The 20,767-nt window shown below is 74.4% G+C and carries 21 protein-coding genes; 11 read left to right on the top strand and 10 right to left on the bottom strand.

The features are described 5' to 3' along the window. The first annotated feature begins 67 nt into the window (after window positions 1–67). Entirely contained in the window at window positions 68–751 is a 684-nt protein-coding gene (locus tag ACIPK4_RS00775; protein ID WP_402308112.1) for a GDSL-type esterase/lipase family protein, read from the top strand. 103 nt (window positions 752–854) lie between these two features. Here the strand turns inward: ACIPK4_RS00775 and ACIPK4_RS00770 are convergent, their stop codons facing one another. The 5 genes from ACIPK4_RS00770 to ACIPK4_RS00750 form a co-directional block, all read right to left on the bottom strand. Further along, entirely contained in the window at window positions 855–1,844 is a 990-nt protein-coding gene (locus tag ACIPK4_RS00770) for an aldo/keto reductase (protein WP_402308109.1), read from the bottom strand. 232 nt (window positions 1,845–2,076) lie between these two features. Beyond that, window positions 2,077–2,628 (bottom strand): RNA 2',3'-cyclic phosphodiesterase, encoded by a 552-nt coding sequence (gene thpR / locus ACIPK4_RS00765; protein WP_402308106.1) that lies wholly within the window; start codon window positions 2,626–2,628, stop codon window positions 2,077–2,079. Window positions 2,629–2,693: 65 nt separating this feature from the next. Next, window positions 2,694–4,175, bottom strand: coding sequence for an SPFH domain-containing protein (locus ACIPK4_RS00760; protein WP_402308103.1), 1,482 nt, complete (start codon window positions 4,173–4,175; stop codon window positions 2,694–2,696). Window positions 4,176–4,314: 139 nt separating this feature from the next. Next, entirely contained in the window at window positions 4,315–4,533 is a 219-nt protein-coding gene (locus tag ACIPK4_RS00755; protein ID WP_385193202.1) for a hypothetical protein, read from the bottom strand. Between the two features lie 128 nt (window positions 4,534–4,661). After that, on the bottom strand, window positions 4,662–5,570 hold the full coding sequence (locus ACIPK4_RS00750) for a DUF3027 domain-containing protein (RefSeq protein ID WP_054222631.1): 909 nt from the start codon (window positions 5,568–5,570) through the stop codon (window positions 4,662–4,664). A gap of 369 nt (window positions 5,571–5,939) precedes the next feature. Between ACIPK4_RS00750 and ACIPK4_RS00745 the strand changes: the two genes are divergently transcribed. From ACIPK4_RS00745 to ACIPK4_RS00730, 4 genes are all read left to right on the top strand, one after another. After that, entirely contained in the window at window positions 5,940–7,310 is a 1,371-nt protein-coding gene (locus tag ACIPK4_RS00745; RefSeq protein ID WP_402308100.1) for an MFS transporter, read from the top strand. 114 nt (window positions 7,311–7,424) lie between these two features. Then, on the top strand, window positions 7,425–7,910 hold the full coding sequence (locus ACIPK4_RS00740; protein WP_054222629.1) for a hypothetical protein: 486 nt from the start codon (window positions 7,425–7,427) through the stop codon (window positions 7,908–7,910). A gap of 13 nt (window positions 7,911–7,923) precedes the next feature. Next, a complete protein-coding gene (locus ACIPK4_RS00735) occupies window positions 7,924–8,658 on the top strand; it encodes a futalosine hydrolase (RefSeq protein ID WP_402308097.1) in 735 nt (244 codons plus the stop codon). Further along, window positions 8,648–9,535, top strand: a complete 888-nt coding sequence (locus ACIPK4_RS00730) for a 1,4-dihydroxy-6-naphthoate synthase (RefSeq protein ID WP_402308095.1) — start codon at window positions 8,648–8,650, stop codon at window positions 9,533–9,535. The genes ACIPK4_RS00735 and ACIPK4_RS00730 overlap by 11 nt, the downstream gene beginning before the upstream one ends. Window positions 9,536–9,606: 71 nt before the next feature. Here the strand turns inward: ACIPK4_RS00730 and ACIPK4_RS00725 are convergent, their stop codons facing one another. Next, window positions 9,607–9,990 carry a cold-shock protein gene (locus ACIPK4_RS00725; protein ID WP_030012939.1) on the bottom strand — a complete coding sequence of 128 codons (384 nt, stop codon included), beginning with the start codon at window positions 9,988–9,990 and terminating at the stop codon, window positions 9,607–9,609. A gap of 200 nt (window positions 9,991–10,190) precedes the next feature. On the opposite strand from ACIPK4_RS00725, the gene ACIPK4_RS00720 reads away from it, so the two are divergent. Then, complete coding sequence (locus ACIPK4_RS00720; protein ID WP_402308091.1) at window positions 10,191–10,442, top strand: hypothetical protein; 252 nt, start codon at window positions 10,191–10,193, stop codon at window positions 10,440–10,442. Between the two features lie 25 nt (window positions 10,443–10,467). Here the strand turns inward: ACIPK4_RS00720 and ACIPK4_RS00715 are convergent, their stop codons facing one another. Continuing rightward, window positions 10,468–11,124: an HAD family hydrolase gene (locus ACIPK4_RS00715; protein ID WP_402308088.1), complete on the bottom strand. Its 657-nt coding sequence runs from the start codon at window positions 11,122–11,124 to the stop codon at window positions 10,468–10,470. 267 nt (window positions 11,125–11,391) lie between these two features. Beyond that, the gene (locus ACIPK4_RS00710) at window positions 11,392–12,396 is read right to left on the bottom strand and encodes a hypothetical protein (protein WP_402308085.1); all 1,005 of its coding nucleotides are present in this window, start codon (window positions 12,394–12,396) and stop codon (window positions 11,392–11,394) included. 107 nt (window positions 12,397–12,503) lie between these two features. On the opposite strand from ACIPK4_RS00710, the gene ACIPK4_RS00705 reads away from it, so the two are divergent. The 5 genes from ACIPK4_RS00705 to ACIPK4_RS00685 all read left to right on the top strand — a co-directional run bounded on the left by ACIPK4_RS00705 (window position 12,504) and on the right by ACIPK4_RS00685 (window position 19,541). Continuing rightward, window positions 12,504–14,984, top strand: a complete 2,481-nt coding sequence (locus ACIPK4_RS00705; RefSeq protein ID WP_402308082.1) for a helicase C-terminal domain-containing protein — start codon at window positions 12,504–12,506, stop codon at window positions 14,982–14,984. A 194-nt stretch (window positions 14,985–15,178) separates the two neighbouring features. Then, the gene (locus tag ACIPK4_RS00700; protein ID WP_402308079.1) at window positions 15,179–15,778 is read left to right on the top strand and encodes a DUF4291 domain-containing protein; all 600 of its coding nucleotides are present in this window, start codon (window positions 15,179–15,181) and stop codon (window positions 15,776–15,778) included. Window positions 15,779–16,028: 250 nt separating this feature from the next. Further along, a complete protein-coding gene (locus tag ACIPK4_RS00695) occupies window positions 16,029–17,315 on the top strand; it encodes a hypothetical protein (protein WP_402308076.1) in 1,287 nt (428 codons plus the stop codon). 242 nt (window positions 17,316–17,557) lie between these two features. Beyond that, the gene (locus ACIPK4_RS00690; RefSeq protein ID WP_054225707.1) at window positions 17,558–19,201 is read left to right on the top strand and encodes a DNA repair helicase XPB; all 1,644 of its coding nucleotides are present in this window, start codon (window positions 17,558–17,560) and stop codon (window positions 19,199–19,201) included. Between the two features lie 58 nt (window positions 19,202–19,259). Next, on the top strand, window positions 19,260–19,541 hold the full coding sequence (locus tag ACIPK4_RS00685; RefSeq protein WP_134073367.1) for a hypothetical protein: 282 nt from the start codon (window positions 19,260–19,262) through the stop codon (window positions 19,539–19,541). Here the strand turns inward: ACIPK4_RS00685 and ACIPK4_RS00680 are convergent. Then, window positions 19,443–20,315, bottom strand: coding sequence for a glycosyltransferase family 87 protein (locus ACIPK4_RS00680; protein ID WP_402308072.1), 873 nt, complete (start codon window positions 20,313–20,315; stop codon window positions 19,443–19,445). The two genes, ACIPK4_RS00685 and ACIPK4_RS00680, sit on opposite strands and share 99 nt — an antisense overlap. Before the next feature lie 116 nt (window positions 20,316–20,431). Beyond that, window positions 20,432–20,617 (bottom strand): hypothetical protein, encoded by a 186-nt coding sequence (locus ACIPK4_RS00675; protein WP_054225709.1) that lies wholly within the window; start codon window positions 20,615–20,617, stop codon window positions 20,432–20,434. Window positions 20,618–20,767 lie beyond the last annotated feature (150 nt).

Genomic DNA, 20,767 nt, shown 5'->3' with positions numbered 1-20,767 from the left:
CTGCCAGGGCCTCCCGCGTGTCCGGCATCACAGGGGCTCCCGGCGCGTGATCCGCGATGATGACCGGATGCGTTTCATGTTCGTCGGCGACTCCATGACCATCGGACGCGCCGGCGACTACACCTGGCGCTACCGGATGTGGCAGCACCTCGAAGCCACCTTCGACGGCCCGTACCGGATCGTCGGTCCGCGCTGCGAGCTCTTCGACACCGGCGCGAACGAGCCGGTCAGCCACGCCTACGCCGACCCCGACTTCCCCGGCCACGCCCGCCGCCACCTCGCCGGCTGGGGCGAGGGCTGGCAGCACATGGCCCCGCTCATCGGCTCCGCCGTGCGCTCCGGGCAGGCGGACGTCCTGCTCGTCTCCCTCGGGCTGATAGACCTCGGCTTCTACACCGCCGCCGACGAGACCGCGGCCAACGCCCGCCGCTTCATCGCGGAGGCCCGCGCCGCCCGGCCGGGGATCCGGATGGTTCTGCTGCCGGTCATCCCGAACGTGCGGGCCGAGTCCGACGCACCGTTCGCGGCCGAGGTCTCCCGGTTCAACGAGCTCCTCGCGAAGGCCGTCGCCGACCTGTCGACGGAGGCCTCGCCGATCCTGCTGGCCGCGCGGCCGGAGGCGTACGAGATCCACCGGGACACCTACGACGGCACCCACCCCAACGCCTCCGGCGAACACCGCCTGGCCGGCGAGTTCGCGGCGGTCCTCCACCAGGCATGGGGCGTCGGCGGCCCCTACCGCACTCCCTGACGCCCCGGGGCGCCTCCGGCGTTCCGCCGCGACCCGGCCCCAGCGACCGGTCCGCACCTCGCATCCGGGGGTGCGGACCGGTCGCTGCGTCATCCCGGAAGGATCACCAGGCGAAGGCCTCCGGGGAGGGTCCGGGGCCGGGGAAGATCTCGTCCAGGGCGGCGAGCACCTCCTGCGACAGCTCCAGGTCCAGGGCGCGCAGTGCGCTCTCCAGCTGCTCCGCCGTCCGGGGACCCACGATCGGCCCCGTCACCCCGGGCCGGGTCAGCAGCCAGGCCAGGGCCGTTTCGCCGGGTTCCAGCCCGTGCTTGTCCAGCAGGTCCTCGTACGCCTGAACCTGGGCCCGTACGGAGGTGTTGGCCAGGGCGTCCGCGGACCGCCCGGAGGCGCGGCGGCCGCCCTCGACCTCCTTCCTGATGACCCCGCCCAGCAGCCCGCCGTGCAGCGGGGACCACGGGATCACGCCGAGCCCGTACTCCTGCGCGGCCGGGACGGCCTCCATCTCGGCGCGCCGCTCGGCGAGGTTGTACAGGCACTGCTCGCTGACCAGGCCGACCGAGCCGCGCCGGGCGGCCGTCTCGTTGGCCTGGGCGATCTTGTAGCCGGGGAAGTTCGACGATCCGGCGTAGAGCACCTTGCCCTGCTGGATCAGCACGTCCACGGCCTGCCAGATCTCCTCGAAGGGGGTCCGGCGGTCGACGTGGTGGAACTGGTAGAGATCGATGTAGTCCGTCTGGAGCCGCTTGAGGCTGGCCTCGACGGCCCGGCGGATGTTCAGCGCCGAGAGCCGGTCGTGGTTGGGCCAGGGGTCGCCCTCGGCGGCCATGTTCCCGTAGACCTTGGTGGCCAGCACGGTCTTGTCCCGCCGGCCGCCGCCCTGGGCGAACCAGGTGCCGATGATCTCCTCGGTGCGGCCCTTGTTCTCGCCCCACCCGTAGACGTTGGCGGTGTCCACGAAGTTCAGGCCCGCGGCGAGCGCGGCGTCCAGGATGGAGTGGCTGGTCGGTTCGTCTGTCTGCGGACCGAAGTTCATCGTGCCGAGTACAAGTCGGCTGACCTTGAGTCCGGTGCGTCCGAGCTGTGTGTACTTCATGGGCCCCAAGCCAACTGCTTGGAGTCCACTCCAGGCAAGGGCCCACGGGCAGGAGTCACCGGCCTACGGCGGCCGCCACTGCCACGACGACGAACATCAGCACGAGAACACCGGCCATCACACGGTTTCGGGTCTTGGGATCCACCCGTCGAGCGTAACGCGGCCCAGCGGGGTCCCCGTACCGAGGGCCGGGCAAGCGGGGGCCGGGCCCCCGGGGGCCGCGGCCGGCGGGTCAGACGCCCAGGGGCCAGGCCCCGACCACCTCGTAGCGGGGCTGCTCCCCCGGCACCCCGGCGGTCGGGAGGTTGCTGCGGACCAGGCTGAGCTCCCGGACCTCCCAGGGCGTGCCCTCGAACCCCGCGAGGGCCTCCAGGTAGGGGCCCAGACGGGTGCCGCCCTGGCTGCGGGCCAGGGTGAGGTGGGCGGTGTAGCGGCGGTGCTGCTCCATCGGCACGCCGGCCCGGCGGGCGGCGGCGTCGGCGCGCTCGGCGAGCATCCGCATCTGGTCGAGCCCGCCGGCGGCGCCGGCCCACAGGGCGCGTTCGCCGAAGTGCCCGCAGCCGTGGATGCGCAGCGAGAAGGGGTCCGTACGGTGGGCGGCGCGCGCGAGGCGGGCGTGCAGGTCGGGCAGGAGCCCGTCGTGCACCTCGCCCATGAAGGCGAGGGTGAAGTGCCAGCCCGCCTCCCCGGTCCAGCGGAGCCGGTCGTCTCGGACGGCCTGCACGGCCCGGCGCAGCTCGTCGACGGCCCCCTGGGGCGGCATCACCGCGGCAAACAGCCTCATGGGCGCGAGCCTAACGCGCAGCGCGGGGCCGGAGACAGGGTTCCCGGCCCCGCGGACGCGGCGGCCTACGCCTCCGCGATCGGGATCTGGTGGGAGGAGGACGCGGCGCTGCCGTTCACCGGGGCGGCGGGGGCGGTGGTCCCCGCAGCGCCCGGCTGGGACATCGACGCGAGCAGCTGGCGGGCCAGGCCCAGGCCCGTGCCGCCCATGGTCAGGGCCTTCGCGAACATCTCCGACATGCCCTCGGCGCCGTTGAGCAGCACCATGTGCTCCACGTTCCCGAAGGCCCCGGCGCCCGCCTCCACGATCGCCGGCCAGTTCTCGGCGAGCTGCTGGGCGACGACCGCCTCCTGGTTCTCGGCGAGTGCGGCGGCCCGCGCCTTGATCGCGTCCGCCTCGGCGAGGCCCTTGGCCTTCGCCGACGCCGCCACCGCGAGGCCCTTGGCCTGGGTGGCCGCGGCCTCGGCCTCACCGGTCGCCCGGGTGGCCTTCGCCGCCGCGAGACCGCGGGCCTCGGTGGCCGCCGCGTCGGCGGTCGCCGCCGTCGTCACGCGCGTGGCCTCGGCCGCGGCCGCCAGCTCGGTCTCCTTGGCCTTGGCCTGCGCCGCCGAGATCCGGGCGTCGCGCTCGGCCTCGGCGCGGGTGCGGGTCTCGTAGGCCGCGGCGTCCGCGGGCTTGCGCACGTCCGCCTGGAGCTGCTGCTCGCGCCGGTGCGCTTCGAGCTCGGCGACCCGGGTCTCCTGGACGACGACCTCCTGGCGGGCGGCGGCCTCCGAGAGCGGACCCGCCTGGCGGGCGGTCGCGGCTGCCTTGTCGCGTTCGGCCTGGTAGCCCGCCTGGAGGATCTCGCTGTCGCGGGTGGCCTCTGCCATCCGTGCGAACGCGGTCTGCTCGGCCTCGGTGGCCAAACGGTTCGCCTCGGCCTGCGCGATGCGCGCGTCCCGCTGGACGGCGGCCGCGTGCGGCATCGCCAGGTTCTTGATGTAGCCGGTCGGGTCCTCGATCTCGTGGATCTGCAGCGAGTCGACGATCAGGCCGAGCTTCTCCATCTCGGTGCCGCAGGCCGCCCGGGTCTGCCCGGTCAGCTTCTCCCGGTCGCGGATCATGTCCTCGACCGTCAAACCGCCCACGATGGACCGCAGATGGCCCGCGAAGACGATGTGCACCCGCTCGGGCATCATCTTCTGCTGGTCCAGGAAGCGGCGCGCCGCGTTCGCGATGGACACGAGGTCGTCGCCGATCTTGAAGATCACGACGCCCTTCACCCGCAGCGGGATGCCCTGGTGGGTCACGCAGTCCACGTTCAGCTGGGTCTCGTTGAGGTCCAGCGACAGCTTTCGCACCGCCTGCACACCGGGGACCACGAGGGTTCCGCGCCCGGTGACGATCCGGAAGCCCATGCCCTCGCCGATGCCCTCGGTGCGGTGCGTGGAACCGGAGATGACGAGTGCCTCGTTCGGTTCAGCCACCCGCCACATGAGCTTGAACAGGCCGATCAAGGCCACTATTGCGGCGAGAACGATTCCCGCCACGACGCCGATAGCCATCGGCAACGCCCCCTTTGTCGCAGTGCCGTTCGACACTGACGAGGGCGAGTGTGCTCCTGTGCCGGCGCGTTAAGAAGATCCTGGCGAGGTCTTGTCGCCATCTTGATACGAACCACATCCGGGCAGGTGGCGGAGGGGCTCAGTTGTCGTACGCCGCCATCACGTACACCGTGCGCGGCGGCAGGTACTCCACGACGGTCACCACCGTGCCGACGGGCAGTCTGCCCGTGCCCGGGGCGGGATGCGCGAGGAAGTGCTCCGCGCCGCCGCGGATGCGGACGATGACCTCGCCCACCAGGCCGGGACCCACCGTCCCGGTCACCCGGCCGTCCAGCCCCACCATGTCCGCTTCCCCCATGCGCCGAGGGTACGCCGCCGGGGCGGTGCCGTCGCCCCGCCGGACGGACGGCCGACGGACGGGCGACGGACGGACGGGCGACGGACAGTCGGCCGGCCCGGACGGCCGGCCCCCTGCGGCCGCGCGTGCTACGAGTGGCCGAGGTCCGCGGCCGGAAGGTCCGTCGAGGGGACCGAACCCGTGTCGGGGGCCGGGCGCAGCGGGAACTCGTCGGAGGCCATCGAGTCCAGCACCGGCGGGGCCGGGCGCGGCGGCTTCGGCATGACCGCGGCCTCGGAGTGGCCGCCGCAGCCGTACGAGAGGGAGACGAGGTGTCCGTCGGCGGGGCCGAACTCGTTGGCGCAGACGCCGAAGGCCTGGCCCAGCGAGCCGCCGATCGCGACGAGGAACCCGCAGGAGACGCAGGAGGCGGGCGCCGCCTGCGCCATCGGGGTCTTGGCGCCGAAGGACTCGTCCCAGCGGTCGGCGGCGCTGTGCAGCCCGTAGCGCGACAGGACACGGGCGCGGCGCATGCCGAGTTCCTCGGCGACGGAGGCGATGGACCCCCGTACGGGCACCACGGTGCGGTCGGTGACGTCGGCGTCCTCGGCCTCGACGAGTTCGGCCATCTCGGGGGAGACGAGCGAGTTCGGCGGCGGGGCGTCCTCGCCGGTGAAGCCGGGTTCGAGCCGCAGGTCGTCGGCGTCGGTGGGCAGCAGGTCGCCGGGGCCCATGTCGCCGGGGCGCAGCCGCTCGCTCCACGGCACCCACTCGGGGGCCAGGAGGGCGTCCTCGCCGGGAAGCAGCACCGTTTCGTCGAGGGTGACGTTCTTGGCGCGGGAGGCGCGGGTCACGGTGACGGCCCAGCGCCAGCCCCGGTAGCCGGGGTCCTTGCACTCGAAGAAGTGCGTGACGACCCGGTCGCCCTCCGCGACGGCGGAGACGTGCTCGCCCACCACTGAGGGAGCAGCGGCCTCCTCGGCCGCCGCGCGGGCGAGGTCTACCGCCTCGGCGCACAGGCGGTCGGGGGTACGGCTTCGCGTCGTCGCAGCACTCACAGGTCTCGTTCTCTCCTACGCCGTCTCACGAGTGCGCCGTCCGTACTGTCGTCCTGAACGACCCGTCGGTCCTGTCCGTACGTGGCGCGGGCGGAGCGGACCAGAGGGCCGCGTCGACGTCCGCACCCGATCGGCCTCGGGCGCACCTACCTGCAATCCATTCTGCGGGATCGCGAAGAGGCGCGCGGCCGAGAGCAACCGCCGGTGGCGCGCTACGCACGCTACCTCCTCCGGCGCCTTGGGCCCACATGCAAGGTCCGATTCGCGGACGAGACCGGGTGCCGGCACCGCCGCGACGGCCTGCCGACGGCAACCCGACGGGCGCCCGTAACGCGCCGGGACGGGACCCGGACGGGTCCGTGGGGCAGTATGGCGGGTGTGGCACCCGTACGGTCGTCCGGCGACGGCTCGGGACCGGCCAAGCGGGCCGGCCGGGCCGTCGGGCGTGCCCTGCAGCGTCCCTTCACCGGTGCGGCGCGCGGGATCCGGCGGGCCACGCACGCGCACGGCGCCGGTGAATCGGGCCTCGGCAGGCTGATCGAGCTGCACGCCATCAACGGCGCCGGCGATGTGATGATCACGGTGGCGCTGGCCTCGACGGTGTTCTTCTCGGTCCCCACGGACGAGGCCCGCGGCCGTGTCGCCCTGTACCTGGCGATCACCATGGCCCCGTTCACGGTGCTGGCCCCGGTGATCGGCCCGGCGCTGGACCGGCTGCCGCACGGCCGGCGGGCCGCGATGGCCTGCGCGATGCTCGCGCGGGCGCTGCTCGCGGTGATGATGTCGGGCGCGGTGGCCACGGGCGGGCTGGAGCTCTACCCGGCGGCGCTGGGCGTGCTGGTCGCGTCCAAGGCGTACGGGGTGGTCCGCAGCGCGGTGGTGCCGCGGCTGCTCCCGCCGAAGTTCTCACTCGTCAAGGCGAACTCCCGGGTCACGCTGGCCGGCCTGCTCGCCACCGCGGCGGCGGCGCCCGTCGCGGCGGGCCTGCACACCATCGGGCCGCCGTGGCCGCTGTACGGCGCCTGCGCCATCTTCGTCTGGGGCACTTTCGCGGCGTTCTCGCTGCCGCACAAGGTGGACGAGGCGAAGGGCGAGCGGCGGGCCCGGCTCTCCACGCACGAGCCCCACTCGCGCAAGCCCGGCCTGCGCACGGTGGGTCCGTCGGTCCTGTGCGGTCTGCTGGCGAACGCGTCGATGCGCGCCCTGTCCGGGTTCCTGATCTTCTTCCTGGCGTTCCTGCTGCGGGAGCACCCGCTCGCCGGGCAGAGCGCGGCGGTGTCGCTGGGCATCGTGGGCGTCTCGGCGGGCGCCGGTAACGCGTTCGGGACGGCGGTGGGCGCGTGGCTTCGGGCCCGGGCGCCCGAGACCATCGTCGCGGCGGTGCTGGCGGCGACCCTGGGCGTCGCGGTCCTGGCGGCGGTGTTCTTCAGCGGGCTGTTCATGGCGGTGCTGGCGGCGACGGCCGGGTTCTGCCAGGCGCTGGCGAAGCTGTCGCTGGACGCGATGATCCAGCGGGACGTGCCGGAGGCGGTGCGGACGTCCGCGTTCGCCCGCTCGGAGACGCTGCTCCAGATGGCGTGGGTGCTGGGCGGCGCGATCGGCATCGCACTGCCGCTGAACGGGGTACTGGGGATGGCGGTCGCCGCGGCCATCGTCGCGGCGGGCACCACCATGGCCTTCCGCGGCCTGCTGTCCTCCCCCCGCCACCACCCGGGCTCCACCCGCCCCCGAGTGGCCTAGGGCCCGTCCCCGGGGCGGTGTGCGGGCCGCGGGGGGCGGCCGGCGCGCCGCGCCGCGGGCCACGGACACCCCCCGTGCGGCGGCGGAGCCGGGTGGCCCGATAGCCTTCGGCTCATGACCGCACCGCTTTTCTCGGGTAGGGGCCGCCGCAGCGTCGCGGCCCTCGGAGCCGTGTCCGCCGGCCTCCTCCTTCTCTCCGCCTGCGACAAGCCGACGCCGCTGGCGACCGTGACGGTCGGCACGTCGTCGGTGTCCACCGAGGCAGCCTGCTCCGACGGCAAGGAGCTCTCCATGGACAAGGTCCAGGAGTGCCTCACCGACCTCAAGGGCGCCAAGACCGTCGAGTACGGCCGCGGGGACACCCTCCGCATGGGTGTCGAGCCCGAGGTCGTCGAGGACGGCAAGAAGTGGCAGGCCGTCCTCGACGGACAGCCGATCACCGAGCCCTCCTCCAACACCTACCGCAGCTTCCCGGGCGCCGACGTCTTCGCGACCGGCGGTCAGGGCGAGGCACCGGCCTCGAAGAAGCTGAACATCGTCCAGGTCGGCGAGGACGGCAAGCCGCTCGCCGTCTGGGCCTTCAACCTCAAGCTCAAGTAGCCACGTACCGACGGTGCGCGCGCTCATCGTGACCGCGGTGGCGGCGGAGGCAGACTCCGTCGTCAGTGGCCTGGCCGGGCCCGTCCCTCATCCGGACCCGGTGACGCCGGAGCCGCGCGCCCTGCCCGGTTCCTACCTCCTCTCGCGGCGCGATCTGCCCGGCCTCGCCGCCGACGTGCTCGTCGGCGGGGTGGGGCCGGCCGCCGTCGCGGCCGCCACGGCCACCGCGCTCGCGCTGGCCGACTACACCCTCGTCGTCTCCGCCGGAATCGGCGGCGGGTTCCAGCCCGCCGCCCCGGTCGGCTCCCTCGTGGTCGCCGACGCCGTCGTGGCCGCCGACCTCGGGGCCGAGACCCCCGACGGCTTCCTCGACGTACAGGAGCTCGGCTTCGGGCACAGCGTGCACCTGCCGCCCGCCGAGCTCGCCGCCCGGGCCGCCGAGGCCACCGGCGCGCTCCTCGCACCCGTACTGACCGTCTCCACCGTCACCGGCACCGCCGAGGGCGCCGCCAAGCTCGCCGCCCGGCACCCGCTCGCCGGCGCCGAGGCCATGGAGGGCTTCGGGGTCGCGGAGGCGGCCGCCGCGCACGGACTGCCCGTACTGGAGATCCGCGCCGTGTCCAACGCCGTCGGCCCCCGCGACCGCGACGCCTGGCGGATCGGGGACGCGCTGGCCGCGCTCACCGCCGGATTCCGCGCCCTGGGGCCCGTACTCGTCCATTGGGGAGAGCACCGACATGAGTCGTGACCCGCACCCGGCGGTCAAGATCGCTTATTCGCCCTGTCCGAACGACACCTTCGTCTTCGACGCGTGGGCCCACGGCCGGGTCCCGGGCGCGCCCGTCCTCGACGTCACCTTCGCCGACATCGACATCACCAACGGCATGGCCGAGCGCGGCGAGCTGGACGTGCTGAAGGTGTCGTACGCCGTGCTGCCCTGGGTGCTGGAGGAGTACGCGCTGCTGCCCTGCGGCGGGGCGCTCGGGCGCGGCTGCGGGCCGCTGGTGCTGACGCGGGAGCCGGGTCCTGGTGGGGGCACCTCCCGGCCGGAGTCCGGGGGACTGGCCGGCAGGACCGTCGCCGTGCCGAGCGAACGCTCCACCGCCTACCTGCTGTTCCGGCTGTGGGCCGCGGACGTGCTGCCGGAGGGTGTCGGCAAGGTCGTCGTGCTGCCGTTCCACGAGATCATGCCGGCCGTCAGCGACGGCCGGGTGGACGCCGGACTGGTCATCCACGAGGCCCGGTTCACCTATCAGGACTACGGGCTGCACTGCCTTGCCGACCTGGGCGAGCACTGGGAGTCCACGACCGGCCTGCCGATCCCGCTCGGCGCGATCATCGCGAAGCGCTCGCTGGGGGCCGAGAGGCTGCACGCGCTGGCCGAGTCGGCCCGTGCGTCGGTCCGGATGGCCTGGGACGACCCGGCGGCCTCCCGCCCGTACGTCCGCGCCCACGCGCAGGAACTGGACCCGGCCGTCGCCGACCAGCACATCGGGCTGTACGTCAACGAGTTCACCGCCGACCTCGGCGAAGACGGGTACGCGGCGGTGCGCGGGCTGTTGACGCGGGCCGCGGCGGAGGGTCTGGTACCGGCCATCGCACCGGGTGCCCTGGCCTTCCCGTAGGCCGGCCGCACACCCGTACGACGGTGCCCCGGCCCTCTTGAGAGGGCCGGGGCACCGTCGTGCGTACGGGCTCAGACGTCGAGCTGGTCGGCCACCGCGCGCAGCAGGCCGGCGATCTTCGTGCCGTGCACCTTGTCGGGGTAACGGCCGCGCTCCAGCATCGGCGTGATGTTCTCCAGCAGGGTCGTGAGGTCCTGCACGATGGACGCCAGCTCGTCGGGCTTGCGGCGCTGCGCGGCCGCGACCGAGGGCGCCGGGTCCAGCACGGTCACGGAAAGCGCCTGGTCACCGCGCTGTCCCGCGACAACGCCGAACTCGACGCGCTGGCCGGGCTTGAGTGCGTCGACCCCGGCCGGGAGCACCGACGAGTGGACGAAGACGTCACCGCCGTCGTCGCGGGAGAGAAAGCCGAAGCCCTTCTCACTGTTGAACCACTTGACCTTGCCGGTAGGCACGTCCGTCCTCTGTCCTTGTGCTCGTCGGGGTCCGGTACGCCGCACGGCGGCTCCGGACAACAGCGCAGCGGGCCATGGTGACCCGCCGTATCCAGGCTAGTGGGCGATCGGCAGGTGACAAGACGTTCCCCGGTCCTTCACCGGCTCTTCGGCGTCGGCTGCGCTGTCGGCTGCTTCGGCCAGGGAACTACCCTGGTGGGGTGACTGTTACTCCTCAAGGCGATGAAGCACGGCCCGGCGACGGCCTGGTGCGCGCCGGTGGCATCGTGTTCATCGTCGGCGCCGTGGCCACCCTCGTGACGATGGCCCCGCTGTTCCTGCACACCGACCCGTTCCCGTCCTACGCATGGGCCGTGTGCATGCTGATGGGCGTGGGCTTCGCCGTCTCGGCGGCGGGCGTGCTGCGCTCGGCGGCGGCCCAGCGCCGCGCCGCGCGCGCCTCCCAGAGCTGAGACCGGCCCTCGCAGTCCTGCGCGGTCAGACCGCCTGCGCGGCGACGTACTGCGCCAGCCACTGCGGCAGCGCCGTGAGGTCCGGCAGCACGACGTCGGCGCCCGCCTCCCGCAGTTCCGGCTCGGGGCACGGGCCCGTCGGGACCGCCACCGACAGCGCGCCGGCCGTACGGGCGCCGCGGACGTCGCCCACGTGGTCGCCGACGTAGACCTGGGCCCCGTACTCGCGCAGCGCGCCCGCCTTGGCCTCGGCCCACAGCCAGCCGATGACCGCGTCCGGCTCGATGCCGAGGTGCGCCAGGTGCAGCCGCGCGTTGGGCTCGTGCTTGGCCGTCACGACGATGGCGCGGCCGCCGAGCGCCTGGACCGCTTCGATCGCCTCGCGGGCGCCGGGCATCGCGGGCGTCGCCTCGATGGCGTACGTGGGGTAGATCTCCCGGTAGCGGTCGGCCATGGCGGGGATCTCCGTCTGGGGGAACCAGTACGCGAGCTCCTCGTCCAGCGGCGGCCCGAGCCGCGTGACGGCCTCGTCGGCGTCGATGAACGTGCCCGTCTCGGCGGAGAGCGCCTGGTAGGCGGCCCTGATGCCGGGGCGCGAATCGATGAGGGTCATGTCGAGGTCGAAGCCGACGGTCAGCTGCCGCACGGACGCGGCGGGCGCGGTGGGGGTCTCGGGGCTCATACCGCCATTGTGCCGAGCCCCGCCGGTGCGGCGGGGACACGAAGGTTTCCCTCCCGTGAACCGGAGGCGATCCCCACCTGCCGTGGGATGGCGGCCCGGCGGGCCAGCGCCCTCGGGCACGGCGGCACGGCGACCGGCCGGGTCAGCGGCCGGCGGGTCGGGACCGGCCGGGGTCGGCGGGGGCGCGTCAACGACCAGCCGGGCACGGCGGGCGGCGCCTCAGCGACCAGCCGGGCAAGGCGGCTGCGGGGCGGCGGCCGGGCGGGGTCAGCGGCGGCGTGAGCGCCAGGTCAGGTAGAGGGCGGAGGTCACGGCCGCGCCCCGGGCCACCCAGGGCCACATGTCCCGGAAGGCCACGCCCAGCCCCTCGTCCGTGAGCGGTGCGCCCCAGCGGTGCTCCAGGCGGCCCCACAGCCACACCACCGCGCCCGCGAAGACGGCTCCGGGCAGCCCGAACACCACCGCCTTGCGCTCGGTCGGTCCCAGCACCCGCGAGGCGTACGCGATCAGCCAGCCGCCGATCAGCAGCAGCCACCACCCGGTGACCGCGCCCGCCACCAGCACGACCGCCGCCAGCAGCAGGAAGGCGTGCGGCTTGGGCCGCGCTGCGGCCCCCACCGCGGGCGCGGGCTCCGCGTCCGCCGCCGCTCCGGCCGCCTTGGCCTCCCGGCGCTTCTTCAGGTACGCCACGAGACCCCGGACGCCGGACGCCGCCGCGTCGGCCGGCCCCGCACCCGCCGGGCCCTGCGCGGGATCCGGCTTCTCCTGCGCCGGGTCCCGGAACAGCTCCGCGATCTCCACCCCGCCCGCGAAGCCCTCCACCTGCGGCCCCGCCCCGTACGGCCCCGGAGCGACCCGCCACCAGTCGGGCTCCGCGCCGCCGTCGGCCCCGAGTTCGTCGAGCCCGGCCAGGTGCGGCGGCGCGGGCGCGGTGTCCGCCGGGCGCGGCTCCGGCACCACCTTGCGGCGCAGCCGGCCCGGTCCCCGCTGGACGGGCACCGCCGGAGGCGGATCGGGGGTGGCGGCCGACGTCGCCGGGGCCGGGGACGCGCCCACGCCGTCGAGGACCTCCTCCGGCGTGCCGATCCGCTCCAGGATGCGGCGTACGGCCGCCGGGGTCTCCGGCTCGTACTTGGCGCGCCGACGGTCGATCTCGTCCCGCAACCCCGCCACCAGCCGCATCCGGTCCCCCGAGGACAGCTGCCGCCGCTGCGCCAAGTCCCCGACGCGGCTCAGATATTCGTAGACCAGATGGTCGCTCTCGATCCCCATGCCCGGCTCCTCCCGTACCACCCACCGGAAAGGTAGCGCGTGCGCCCGTGGAGCGGCCGAGGGCGCAGCGGATACCGTTGGCCGGATGGGGACCGGCCGACGCGACCATGGAGGCGACCGTGCCTGAGCTGCCCGAGCCCAGCAGTGCTGCGGTGAGCGCCACAGCGAGCAGCGCCCCGCGCTCCCTCGCCGAGGCGCTGCGCGCCCGCGACGACGTGTCGCTCGGGGCCCTGCTGCACGCCCGCCCGGACCTGCTCAGCCCGGTGCCGGGCGACATCACGCAGCTGGCCACCCGGGCCGGCACCCGGGCCTCGGTGGTCCGCGCGCTGGACCGGCTCGACCGGTTCGCGCTGCAGACCGCGGAGGCCCTCGCGGTGGCCCCCGACCCGTGCCCGTACCCGGTGCTGGAGTCGCTGCTGGCCGGTGAACACGGCAGCGGATCCGGCTCCCACGAGGACAACGGCGCCCGCGCCGAACTGCCCCGCGCCCTGGGCACCCTGCGCGAGCAGGCCCTGGTCTGGGGCGACGACGAACGGCTGCGGCTGGTCCGCACCGCCCGCGAGCTCCTCGCCCCGGCCGCCGGCCGGCCCTCCCCCACCGGGCTCGGGCCGACCGTCGCCGAGGCCACCGCCGGGATGTCGCCGACCCGGATCCAGGAGATCGTGGCGGCGGCCGGGCTGCCCGCCACGCACGACCCGGTGTCCGCGGTGACGGCGCTGACCGGACTGTTCACCGACCCCGAGCGGATGTCGGCGCTGCTCGACGAGGCCCCGGCCGAGGCCCACCAGGTACTCGGCCGGCTCGTGTGGGGGCCGCCGTACGGGGAGGTCACGCCGAACCCGACGCCGCCCGTGCGCTGGCTGCGCGACCGCGGGCTGCTGCTGCCGGCGTCGGCGCGGACCGTCGTGCTGCCCCGGGAGGTGGCGCTGCACCTGCGCGGCGGCCTCGCGCACCGGGTGACGGAGCCGCTGGCCCCGGACGTGCCCGCGGAGCGCGAGCACCGTCCACAGCTTGTGGACGCCAACGCGGCCGGGCAGGCACTGGCCGCGCTGGCCACGGTCGAGGAGCTGGTGAAGTCCTGGGAGCACGCCGGACCGCCGGTGCTGCGGGCGGGCGGTCTGTCCGTGCGCGATCTGAAGCGGACCGCGGCCGCCTTGGACACCACCGAGCCGGCGGCCGCGTTCTGGATCGAACTCGCCTACGCGGCCGGACTGCTGGCCAGCGACGGGGAAGCGGACGAGCGGTACGCGCCCACCCCCGCCTTCGACGACTGGGTCGACCTCCCGCCCGCCGAGCGGTGGTCGGCCCTGGCCGCGGCCTGGCTGCCCGCCACCCGCACCGCCGGCCTGGTCGGCGACCAGGACTCCAAGGGCCGCACCCTGTCCGCGCTGGGCCCCGAACTCGACCGCTCCGCCGCCCCCGAGGTCCGCCGCCGCGTCCTCGAACTCCTCGCCGCGCTGCCCGAGGGCGGCTCCGCCCGCCCGGACGCCCTCCTGGCGCGGCTCGCGTGGGAACGCCCCGTACGGGGGACGAGCGAACTGCGCGCCCGCCTCGCGCAGTGGACGCTGACCGAGGCCGAGGTGCTCGGCGTCACCGGCCGCGGGGCGCTCGCCGGGCACGGCCGGGCGCTGCTGGAGCACCGCGACCCGGCGCCGCTGCTCGCGCCGCTGTTCCCGGAGCCGGTGGACCACGTACTGCTCCAGGCCGACCTGACGGCGGTGGCGCCCGGGCCGCTGCGCCGGGAGCTCGGCGACGTGCTGGCCGTGCTCGCGGACGTTGAGTCCAAGGGCGGGGCGACCGTCTACCGGTTCACGCCCGGCTCCGTCCGGCGGGCCCTGGACTCCGGGCGGACCGCCTCGGACCTGCACGCCTTCCTCGCGGAGCACAGCACCACGCCGGTTCCGCAGCCGCTGGCGTACCTGATCGACGACGTGGCCCGCCGGCACGGGCACCTGCGGGTCGGCGCGGCGTCCTCGTACGTGCGCTGCGACGACGACGGCATGCTGAACGAGATCCTGGCCGACCGCCGGTCCACCGGGCTGGGCCTGCGCCGCCTGGCCCCGACCGTGCTGGCGGCGCAGGCCGAACCGGGCGCCCTGCTCGACGGGTTGCGGGCGATGGGCTACGCGCCGGCCGCGGAGTCCCTGACCGGCGACGTCGTCGTCACGCGGGCCGACGCCCACCGGACACCGGCCCGTTCGGCGCCGGTCCCGGTGCCGGACGGCCCGCCGGTACCGGACGAGACGCTGCTCGGCGCGGCCGTACGGGCCATCCGCGCGGGCGATCTGGCGGCGACGGCGGTGCGCAGGGAGCCCACGGACCCGGCTGCCCCGGCCGCGGCGCCGGGCGAACTCCCCCGCACGAGCGCGGCGGAGACCCTGGCCACGGTGCAGGCGGCCGCGCTGACCGGGTCGGCGGTGTGGATCGGGTACGTGAACGCGGACGGCGCGGCGAGCCAGCGGGTGATCGCCCCGGTCCGGATCGAGGGCGGCTTCGTCACCGGGTACGACCACACGGCCGACGAGGTCCGGACGTACGCGCTGCACCGGATCACCGGGGTCGCGGAGCTGGCGGAGGAGCACCTGTAGCGGCCGGTGGCGGCCGACCGGTGGAAAACGGCTGGCCGGGCGGGGTTGGCACCCCGCACCCTGACCGCATGCGACACGAGACGAACACGCACGCCCCGGTGCAGGCGCCGGTGCCGGCTCCGGCTCAGGTTCCGGCTCAGGTTCACGTTCCGGCTCAGGTTCCGGCTCAGGTTCCGGCTCAGGTGCCGGTTCCGGTGCCGGTTCCGGTGCCGGTTCCGGACCGCCAGATCCGCGCCGCCCACACCGGGACCACGGTCACCGTCTACCAGGCGTACGCGCCCCGGCTGGGGGTGCCCGCGGCCCGCGACGGCCGCTTCCCGCCCGCCTGGAAGCGGGAGCGCATGACGTGGGTCAAGCCGTCGTTCCTGTGGATGATGTACCGCTGCGGCTGGGCCACCAAGGCCGACCAGGAGACCGTGCTGGCCGTCGAGATCACCCGCGAGGGCTTCGACCACGCGCTGCGCCACGCCTGCCTGTCCCACTTCGAACGCGGCACGCACGCCGACCGCGAGGCCTGGCAGCGGGCCCTGCGCGAGGCCCCCGCCCGCGTCCAGTGGGACCCGGAGCGCGACCTGGGCCTGAACCCGCTGGCCCACCGCTCGCTCCAGCTGGGCCTGTCCGGGCCGGCCTCGCGGGCGTACGCGGACGAGTGGACGGTGTCCATCCGCGACGTGACCCCGCTGGCCCGGGAGATCCACGGCCTGGTCCGGTCGGGCGAGCAGGCCGCCGCCCGGGCGCTGCTGCCCCTCGAACTCCCCTATGACGCCGGCCCGCTTCCCCACCTGGGCGCGTGACGCCGTCCTCTGCGACGCCTGTTGCGCAGCGGTGACAAAGCGGCGATGGATCAGCGACCCACCCCATGTGAAGATCAGTTCATCGCAGCGAGCGGCCGAGGAAGTCGAACCGGCGCCGGAGCGAAAACCCCGCACCACCCGCCCCGGCGCTCTGCCGCGGGCATCCGCGCGTCCTCTTCCGTCTGCCCTGCCGGCCGTCACCGCTCCGCGCTGCCCGCCTGCCTTCCTGATTCCTTGGGGGGAGTCCACCATGTCCGCTCGCACCGCCGCCCGCCGCCACCACCTCCGCTCCGCGGCCGCCGCAGCAGTCGTCGCAGCCGTCGCCGGTACCGCTCTGATGCCGCTGTCCGCGTACGCCGCCCCGGCGCCCGGAGCCGGCAACCAGCACGCGCTGAAGATCACGATGGGCGCCCCGGCGCCGAGCGGCCCGCTGACCCGGGGCGGCGCGACGGAGAGCTTCGAGCTGACGGTCACCAACCCCTCGGACAAGCCCCACTCGTACCACCCGTGGATCCTCGGCACGCCGGCCGGCGCGAGCCCGCTGCAGAAGGCGGACGTCGTCTTCAAGGTCGAGGGCGTGACCGCGCCGGCGACCGAGTCCTTCATCCTGCAGCAGGACGGCGAGTGGGAGGGCATGTTCCACCCGGCGGGCAAGCCGGCCGCCGAGGGCTTCGAGATCCCGGCGGGCGCCAAGCTGACCTGGAAGGTCACGATCGGCCTCGGCAAGAGCTACCCGACCAACGACGGCGACTTCACCCTGCGGCCCACGACCTACGCCGACGAGGCGGCGGAGGGCGCCGACACCGGCACCCTGACCTTCACGACGGACCCGGCCGTCAAGGCGGGCAAGCTCGAGACCTGGTTCGACCGGATCACCCCCTGCCAGGACAAGACCGGCGAGCACCAGTGCCGTGAGATGGACCTGCGCTACCGCGCCACGGGCGACGGCGAGTTCAGCACGGCCCTGGCCACGGGCCTGGACATGAGCCTCGCCGACGGCACCTCCGCCGCGGCGGCCGACGTCCGGCTCCAGATGCAGGTCGACGGCCAGTGGAAGGACCTGACGGACAAGGACGATTACCGTCTGCCCGTCATCCCGAAGGGCTTCGGCGCCGCCTCCGGCGAGCGCGTGGTGCACCTGCGCGCCAAGCTCGGCCCGCAGTCGAAGCTGAAGAAGGAGACCACGGTCACCCTGCACGCGAGGACCGGCCTGGCCGAGGGCAACACGCACCAGGTCTGGTCCGCCGAGGCCAAGTTCCAGGTCGCCCCGGCCACCACGGGCACGGGCGCCACGGGCACCACGCCCTCGCCGGCGCCGAGCGCGTCCGCCACCGCGCGGCCGTCCACGGGCGCGTCCGCCCCGGCCTCCGCCACACCGGTCGCCGCCGGCACCACCACCAAGGCCACGGGTTCGCTGGCGACCACCGGCGCGGGCTCCGGCACCGGCCTGTACGCGGGTCTCGCCGCCGTCCTCGTCGCCCTCGGCGGGGCGGCCGCCTGGCTCGGCGCCCGCCGCCGCCGGGCCACGCGCGCCTGATCCCGCACGCGCGCCTGATCCCGTACGTCCGAGGGGCCCCGCACCATGTGCCGGGCCCCTTCGCCGCTCACCGGGCCGCGTGGTCGCGGCAGCGGGGTTTCCGCGGGCCGGTGGGCGCCCGCTCCGGGCGGGGCTCCGTACGCCGGCCCGGCCACAATCCCCCCGGCGGGGGAGCGATGCGGCAGACTGGAGGTTTGGCCGTCCGCGCCCGGGCTGCCACCCCACGCAGGAAAGGGACGTTTGTGAACGGGCCTCTCATCGTCCAGAGCGACAAGACACTCCTCCTCGAAGTCGACCACGAGCTCGCCGGTGCCGCGCGCCGCGCCATCGCCCCCTTCGCCGAGCTCGAACGGGCCCCCGAGCACATCCACACGTACCGGATCACCCCGCTCGGCCTGTGGAACGCCCGGGCCGCGGGGCACGACGCCGAGCAGGTCGTCGACGCGCTCGTCGAGTTCTCCCGCTACCCCGTCCCGCACGCGCTGCTCGTCGACGTCGCCGAGACCATGGCGCGCTACGGCCGCCTCACCCTCTCCAAGCACCCGGTGCACGGACTGGTGCTGACCAGCACCGACCGTCCCGTGCTGGAGGAGATCCTGCGCTCCAAGCGGATCACCCCGCTGGTCGGAGCCCGGCTCGACCCCGACACGGTGGCCGTGCACCCCTCCGAGCGCGGGCAGATCAAGCAGACCCTGCTGAAGCTGGGCTGGCCGGCCGAGGACCTCGCCGGGTACGTCGACGGCGAGGCGCACCCGATCGACCTGGAGGAGAACGGCTGGGCGCTGCGGCCGTACCAGCAGCAGGCCGTCGAGGGCTTCTGGCACGGCGGCTCGGGCGTGGTCGTCCTGCCCTGTGGTGCCGGGAAGACGCTGGTCGGCGCCGGTGCCATGGCGAAGGCCAAGGCGACGACGCTGATCCTGGTCACGAACACGGTCTCGGCCCGGCAGTGGAAGCACGAGCTGGTCAGGCGGACCTCGCTGACGGAGGAGGAGATCGGCGAGTACTCCGGCACCCGCAAGGAGATCCGGCCGGTCACCATCGCCACCTACCAGGTCCTCACGACGAAGCGGAAGGGCGTCTATCCGCACCTGGAGCTGTTCGACTCCCGGGACTGGGGTCTGATCCTCTACGACGAGGTGCACCTGCTTCCGGCGCCGGTCTTCAAGTTCACCGCGGACCTCCAGGCCCGTCGGCGGCTCGGCCTGACCGCGACCCTGGTCCGCGAGGACGGCCGCGAGTCGGACGTGTTCTCACTGATCGGCCCGAAGCGGTTCGACGCGCCGTGGAAGGAGATCGAGGCGCAGGGCTACATCGCCCCGGCGGACTGCGTCGAGGTCCGCGTGAACCTGACCGAGAGCGAGCGCCTGGCGTACGCGACCGCCGAGACCGAGGAGAAGTACCGCTTCTGCGCGACGACGGCGACGAAGCGGAAGGTCACCGAGGCGCTGGTGCGCAAGCACCGGGGCGAGCAGACGCTGGTCATCGGGCAGTACATCGACCAGCTCGACGAACTCGGCGAGCACCTGGACGCGCCCGTCATCAAGGGCGAGACGTCCAACGCGCAGCGGGAGAAGCTGTTCGACGCCTTCCGCGAGGGCGAGATCAGCGTGCTGGTGGTGTCGAAGGTCGCGAACTTCTCCATCGACCTGCCCGAGGCCACGGTCGCGATCCAGGTGTCCGGTACGTTCGGCTCCCGCCAGGAGGAGGCGCAGCGCCTGGGCCGCGTACTGCGTCCGAAGGCGGACGGCCACGAGGCGCGGTTCTACTCGGTCGTCGCGCGGGACACGATCGACCAGGACTTCGCGGCCCACCGCCAGCGCTTCCTGGCCGAACAGGGCTACGCCTACCGGATCATGGACGCCGACGACATCCTGACCAGCGACTGACCGGCCCGCCGCCCGGTCGCTACGCTGAGGGGGACGCACGTCCGGCAGGGAGAGTCACATGACGCACCAGGAGATCTACGAGGTCCTCTACACGGAGTCGGCCGGCCACGACCGGGACCGGCTGGACCCCGCACGCCGCGCCTCCTTCGACAAGGCCGTCGAGATCCTGGCACGCGATCCGTACACCGAGCTGTCCCGGCCGATAGGGGCGGGCGAGCAGGATCGCGAGATCCGACTCACCTCACAGATCGTGGCCGAGTACATGGTGTCGCGCGGCCGGCTGCTGCTCGTGGTGCTGAGGATCTTCGACGACGCGGACATCCTGCTGCCCGAGGGGTGACCTGCGGACGGGGACCATGACGAGGCCGGGCTTCGGGGCCGGGGGGCGGCGAGTCGTCGCCACCCGGGCCAGGAGGGCGAGGAGCGGGACGCACCACACCCACAGGTGCGGCCAGTCCGGCAGCGGGACCCGGCCGGAGGCGGGCAGGTGCCGGGCCCAGAACTCGGCGGAGGCCTGCGGGAGCACCAGCAGCCCGAGCAGGACGGTCCCGGCGAAGGCCCCCAGGGCCGTCAGCCCGGCCCGGATCCGGCGGGTCAGCAGCAGGTACGGGATGAACAGCGCCGGGGTCAGGGTGATCCCGGCGGCGGTGCCCAGGGCGAACCCCTTGCCGAGGGCGGCAGGGGGCCGGCCCAGGTCCCACAGGACCAGGCAGGCCAGCGCCAGGTTGATCTGCCCGGCGAGCAGGCTCTGGAACAGCGGCTCCACCCACAGCCCGGCGATGGTGGCGGCCAGGACGGGCCCGGGCCGGGCCCGCAGTCCCGCCAGGCGGCAGGACGTCACGATCAGTAGGGCGAGCAGGGCGGCGTTGCCGAGGACGAACACGGCCTTCAGGACGGCGGCGGGCAGCCAGGCGGCCGGGGTGAACAGGATCGCCGCGAAGGGCGGGTACCCGGTGGGGGGACGCCACTCGGCGCCGCTGAAGCCGTCGACGAGACCGTCCGCGACCGGGATGCGCATCACAACGCAGAGCACGCCGAGCACGAGGAGCGAGCCCGTGACCAGGACGCCGGCCAACGGCGATGGCGAGGGGCTGGGGTGGCGGCTCGGGGTCACGCGCGTGACCCTAGTGGATCAACGCGGCCCCTCCGCCGTTATCCGGCCAGCCAGCAGCGCGGCGTGGTCTGCCCGCAGCGCGGCACGGTCGGCCCGCAGCGCGGCCGGGCCGTCGGTCAGCGGCGTATGACGCCCGCGTCCTCGCCGTATTCGCCGAGGACGACGACGCTCACCGCGGCGGCCACGAAGACCTTCGCGGCGCGCAGGGCGTTGCCCACCAGGTGGCGGGGAGGGGAGTCGGAGGTGGCGGTGGCGCCGCTAGGGCGGCCGCCCCGGATCGGGGTGAAGGTTGCGGTGCTCATGTATCCATGGTGCGCTTCCACTCCGTCCCCCACATCGCCCGCCGGGCGGAACCGCAGGCCACCGCACCTCCTCCTCCGGGCCCATGCCGTGCGCTGGAGCCTCTGCCCCAGGTCTGACACTCCCCGGTATGACATCCGTGCCGCCCGGTG

This window comes from Streptomyces sp. NPDC086989 (assembly GCF_044745505.1).
Classification (GTDB): Bacteria; Actinomycetota; Actinomycetes; order Streptomycetales; family Streptomycetaceae; genus Streptomyces.
The sequence above is the reverse complement of the archived record's forward strand: the minus strand, read 5'-3'. Positions and strand labels throughout refer to the sequence as shown.

Bases quoted from the DNA above. Each gene is read 5' to 3' on its own strand.
- ACIPK4_RS00705 (WP_402308082.1), top strand. From the start codon at position 12,504: ATGGAGGCGACCGTGCCTGAGCTGCCCGAGCCCAGCAGTGCTGCGGTG.
- ACIPK4_RS00755 (WP_385193202.1), bottom strand. From the start codon at position 4,533: ATGGGGGAAGCGGACATGGTGGGGCTGGACGGCCGGGTGACCGGGACG.
- ACIPK4_RS00710 (WP_402308085.1), bottom strand. From the start codon at position 12,396: ATGGGGATCGAGAGCGACCATCTGGTCTACGAATATCTGAGCCGCGTC.
- ACIPK4_RS00730 (WP_402308095.1), top strand. From the start codon at position 8,648: ATGAGTCGTGACCCGCACCCGGCGGTCAAGATCGCTTATTCGCCCTGT.
- ACIPK4_RS00740 (WP_054222629.1), top strand. From the start codon at position 7,425: ATGACCGCACCGCTTTTCTCGGGTAGGGGCCGCCGCAGCGTCGCGGCC.
- thpR (WP_402308106.1), bottom strand. From the start codon at position 2,628: ATGAGGCTGTTTGCCGCGGTGATGCCGCCCCAGGGGGCCGTCGACGAG.
- ACIPK4_RS00745 (WP_402308100.1), top strand. From the start codon at position 5,940: ATGGCGGGTGTGGCACCCGTACGGTCGTCCGGCGACGGCTCGGGACCG.
- ACIPK4_RS00675 (WP_054225709.1), bottom strand. From the start codon at position 20,617: ATGAGCACCGCAACCTTCACCCCGATCCGGGGCGGCCGCCCTAGCGGC.
- ACIPK4_RS00760 (WP_402308103.1), bottom strand. From the start codon at position 4,175: ATGGCTATCGGCGTCGTGGCGGGAATCGTTCTCGCCGCAATAGTGGCC.
- ACIPK4_RS00685 (WP_134073367.1), top strand. From the start codon at position 19,260: ATGACGCACCAGGAGATCTACGAGGTCCTCTACACGGAGTCGGCCGGC.
- ACIPK4_RS00715 (WP_402308088.1), bottom strand. From the start codon at position 11,124: ATGAGCCCCGAGACCCCCACCGCGCCCGCCGCGTCCGTGCGGCAGCTG.
- ACIPK4_RS00775 (WP_402308112.1), top strand. From the start codon at position 68: ATGCGTTTCATGTTCGTCGGCGACTCCATGACCATCGGACGCGCCGGC.
- ACIPK4_RS00770 (WP_402308109.1), bottom strand. From the start codon at position 1,844: ATGAAGTACACACAGCTCGGACGCACCGGACTCAAGGTCAGCCGACTT.
- ACIPK4_RS00695 (WP_402308076.1), top strand. From the start codon at position 16,029: ATGTCCGCTCGCACCGCCGCCCGCCGCCACCACCTCCGCTCCGCGGCC.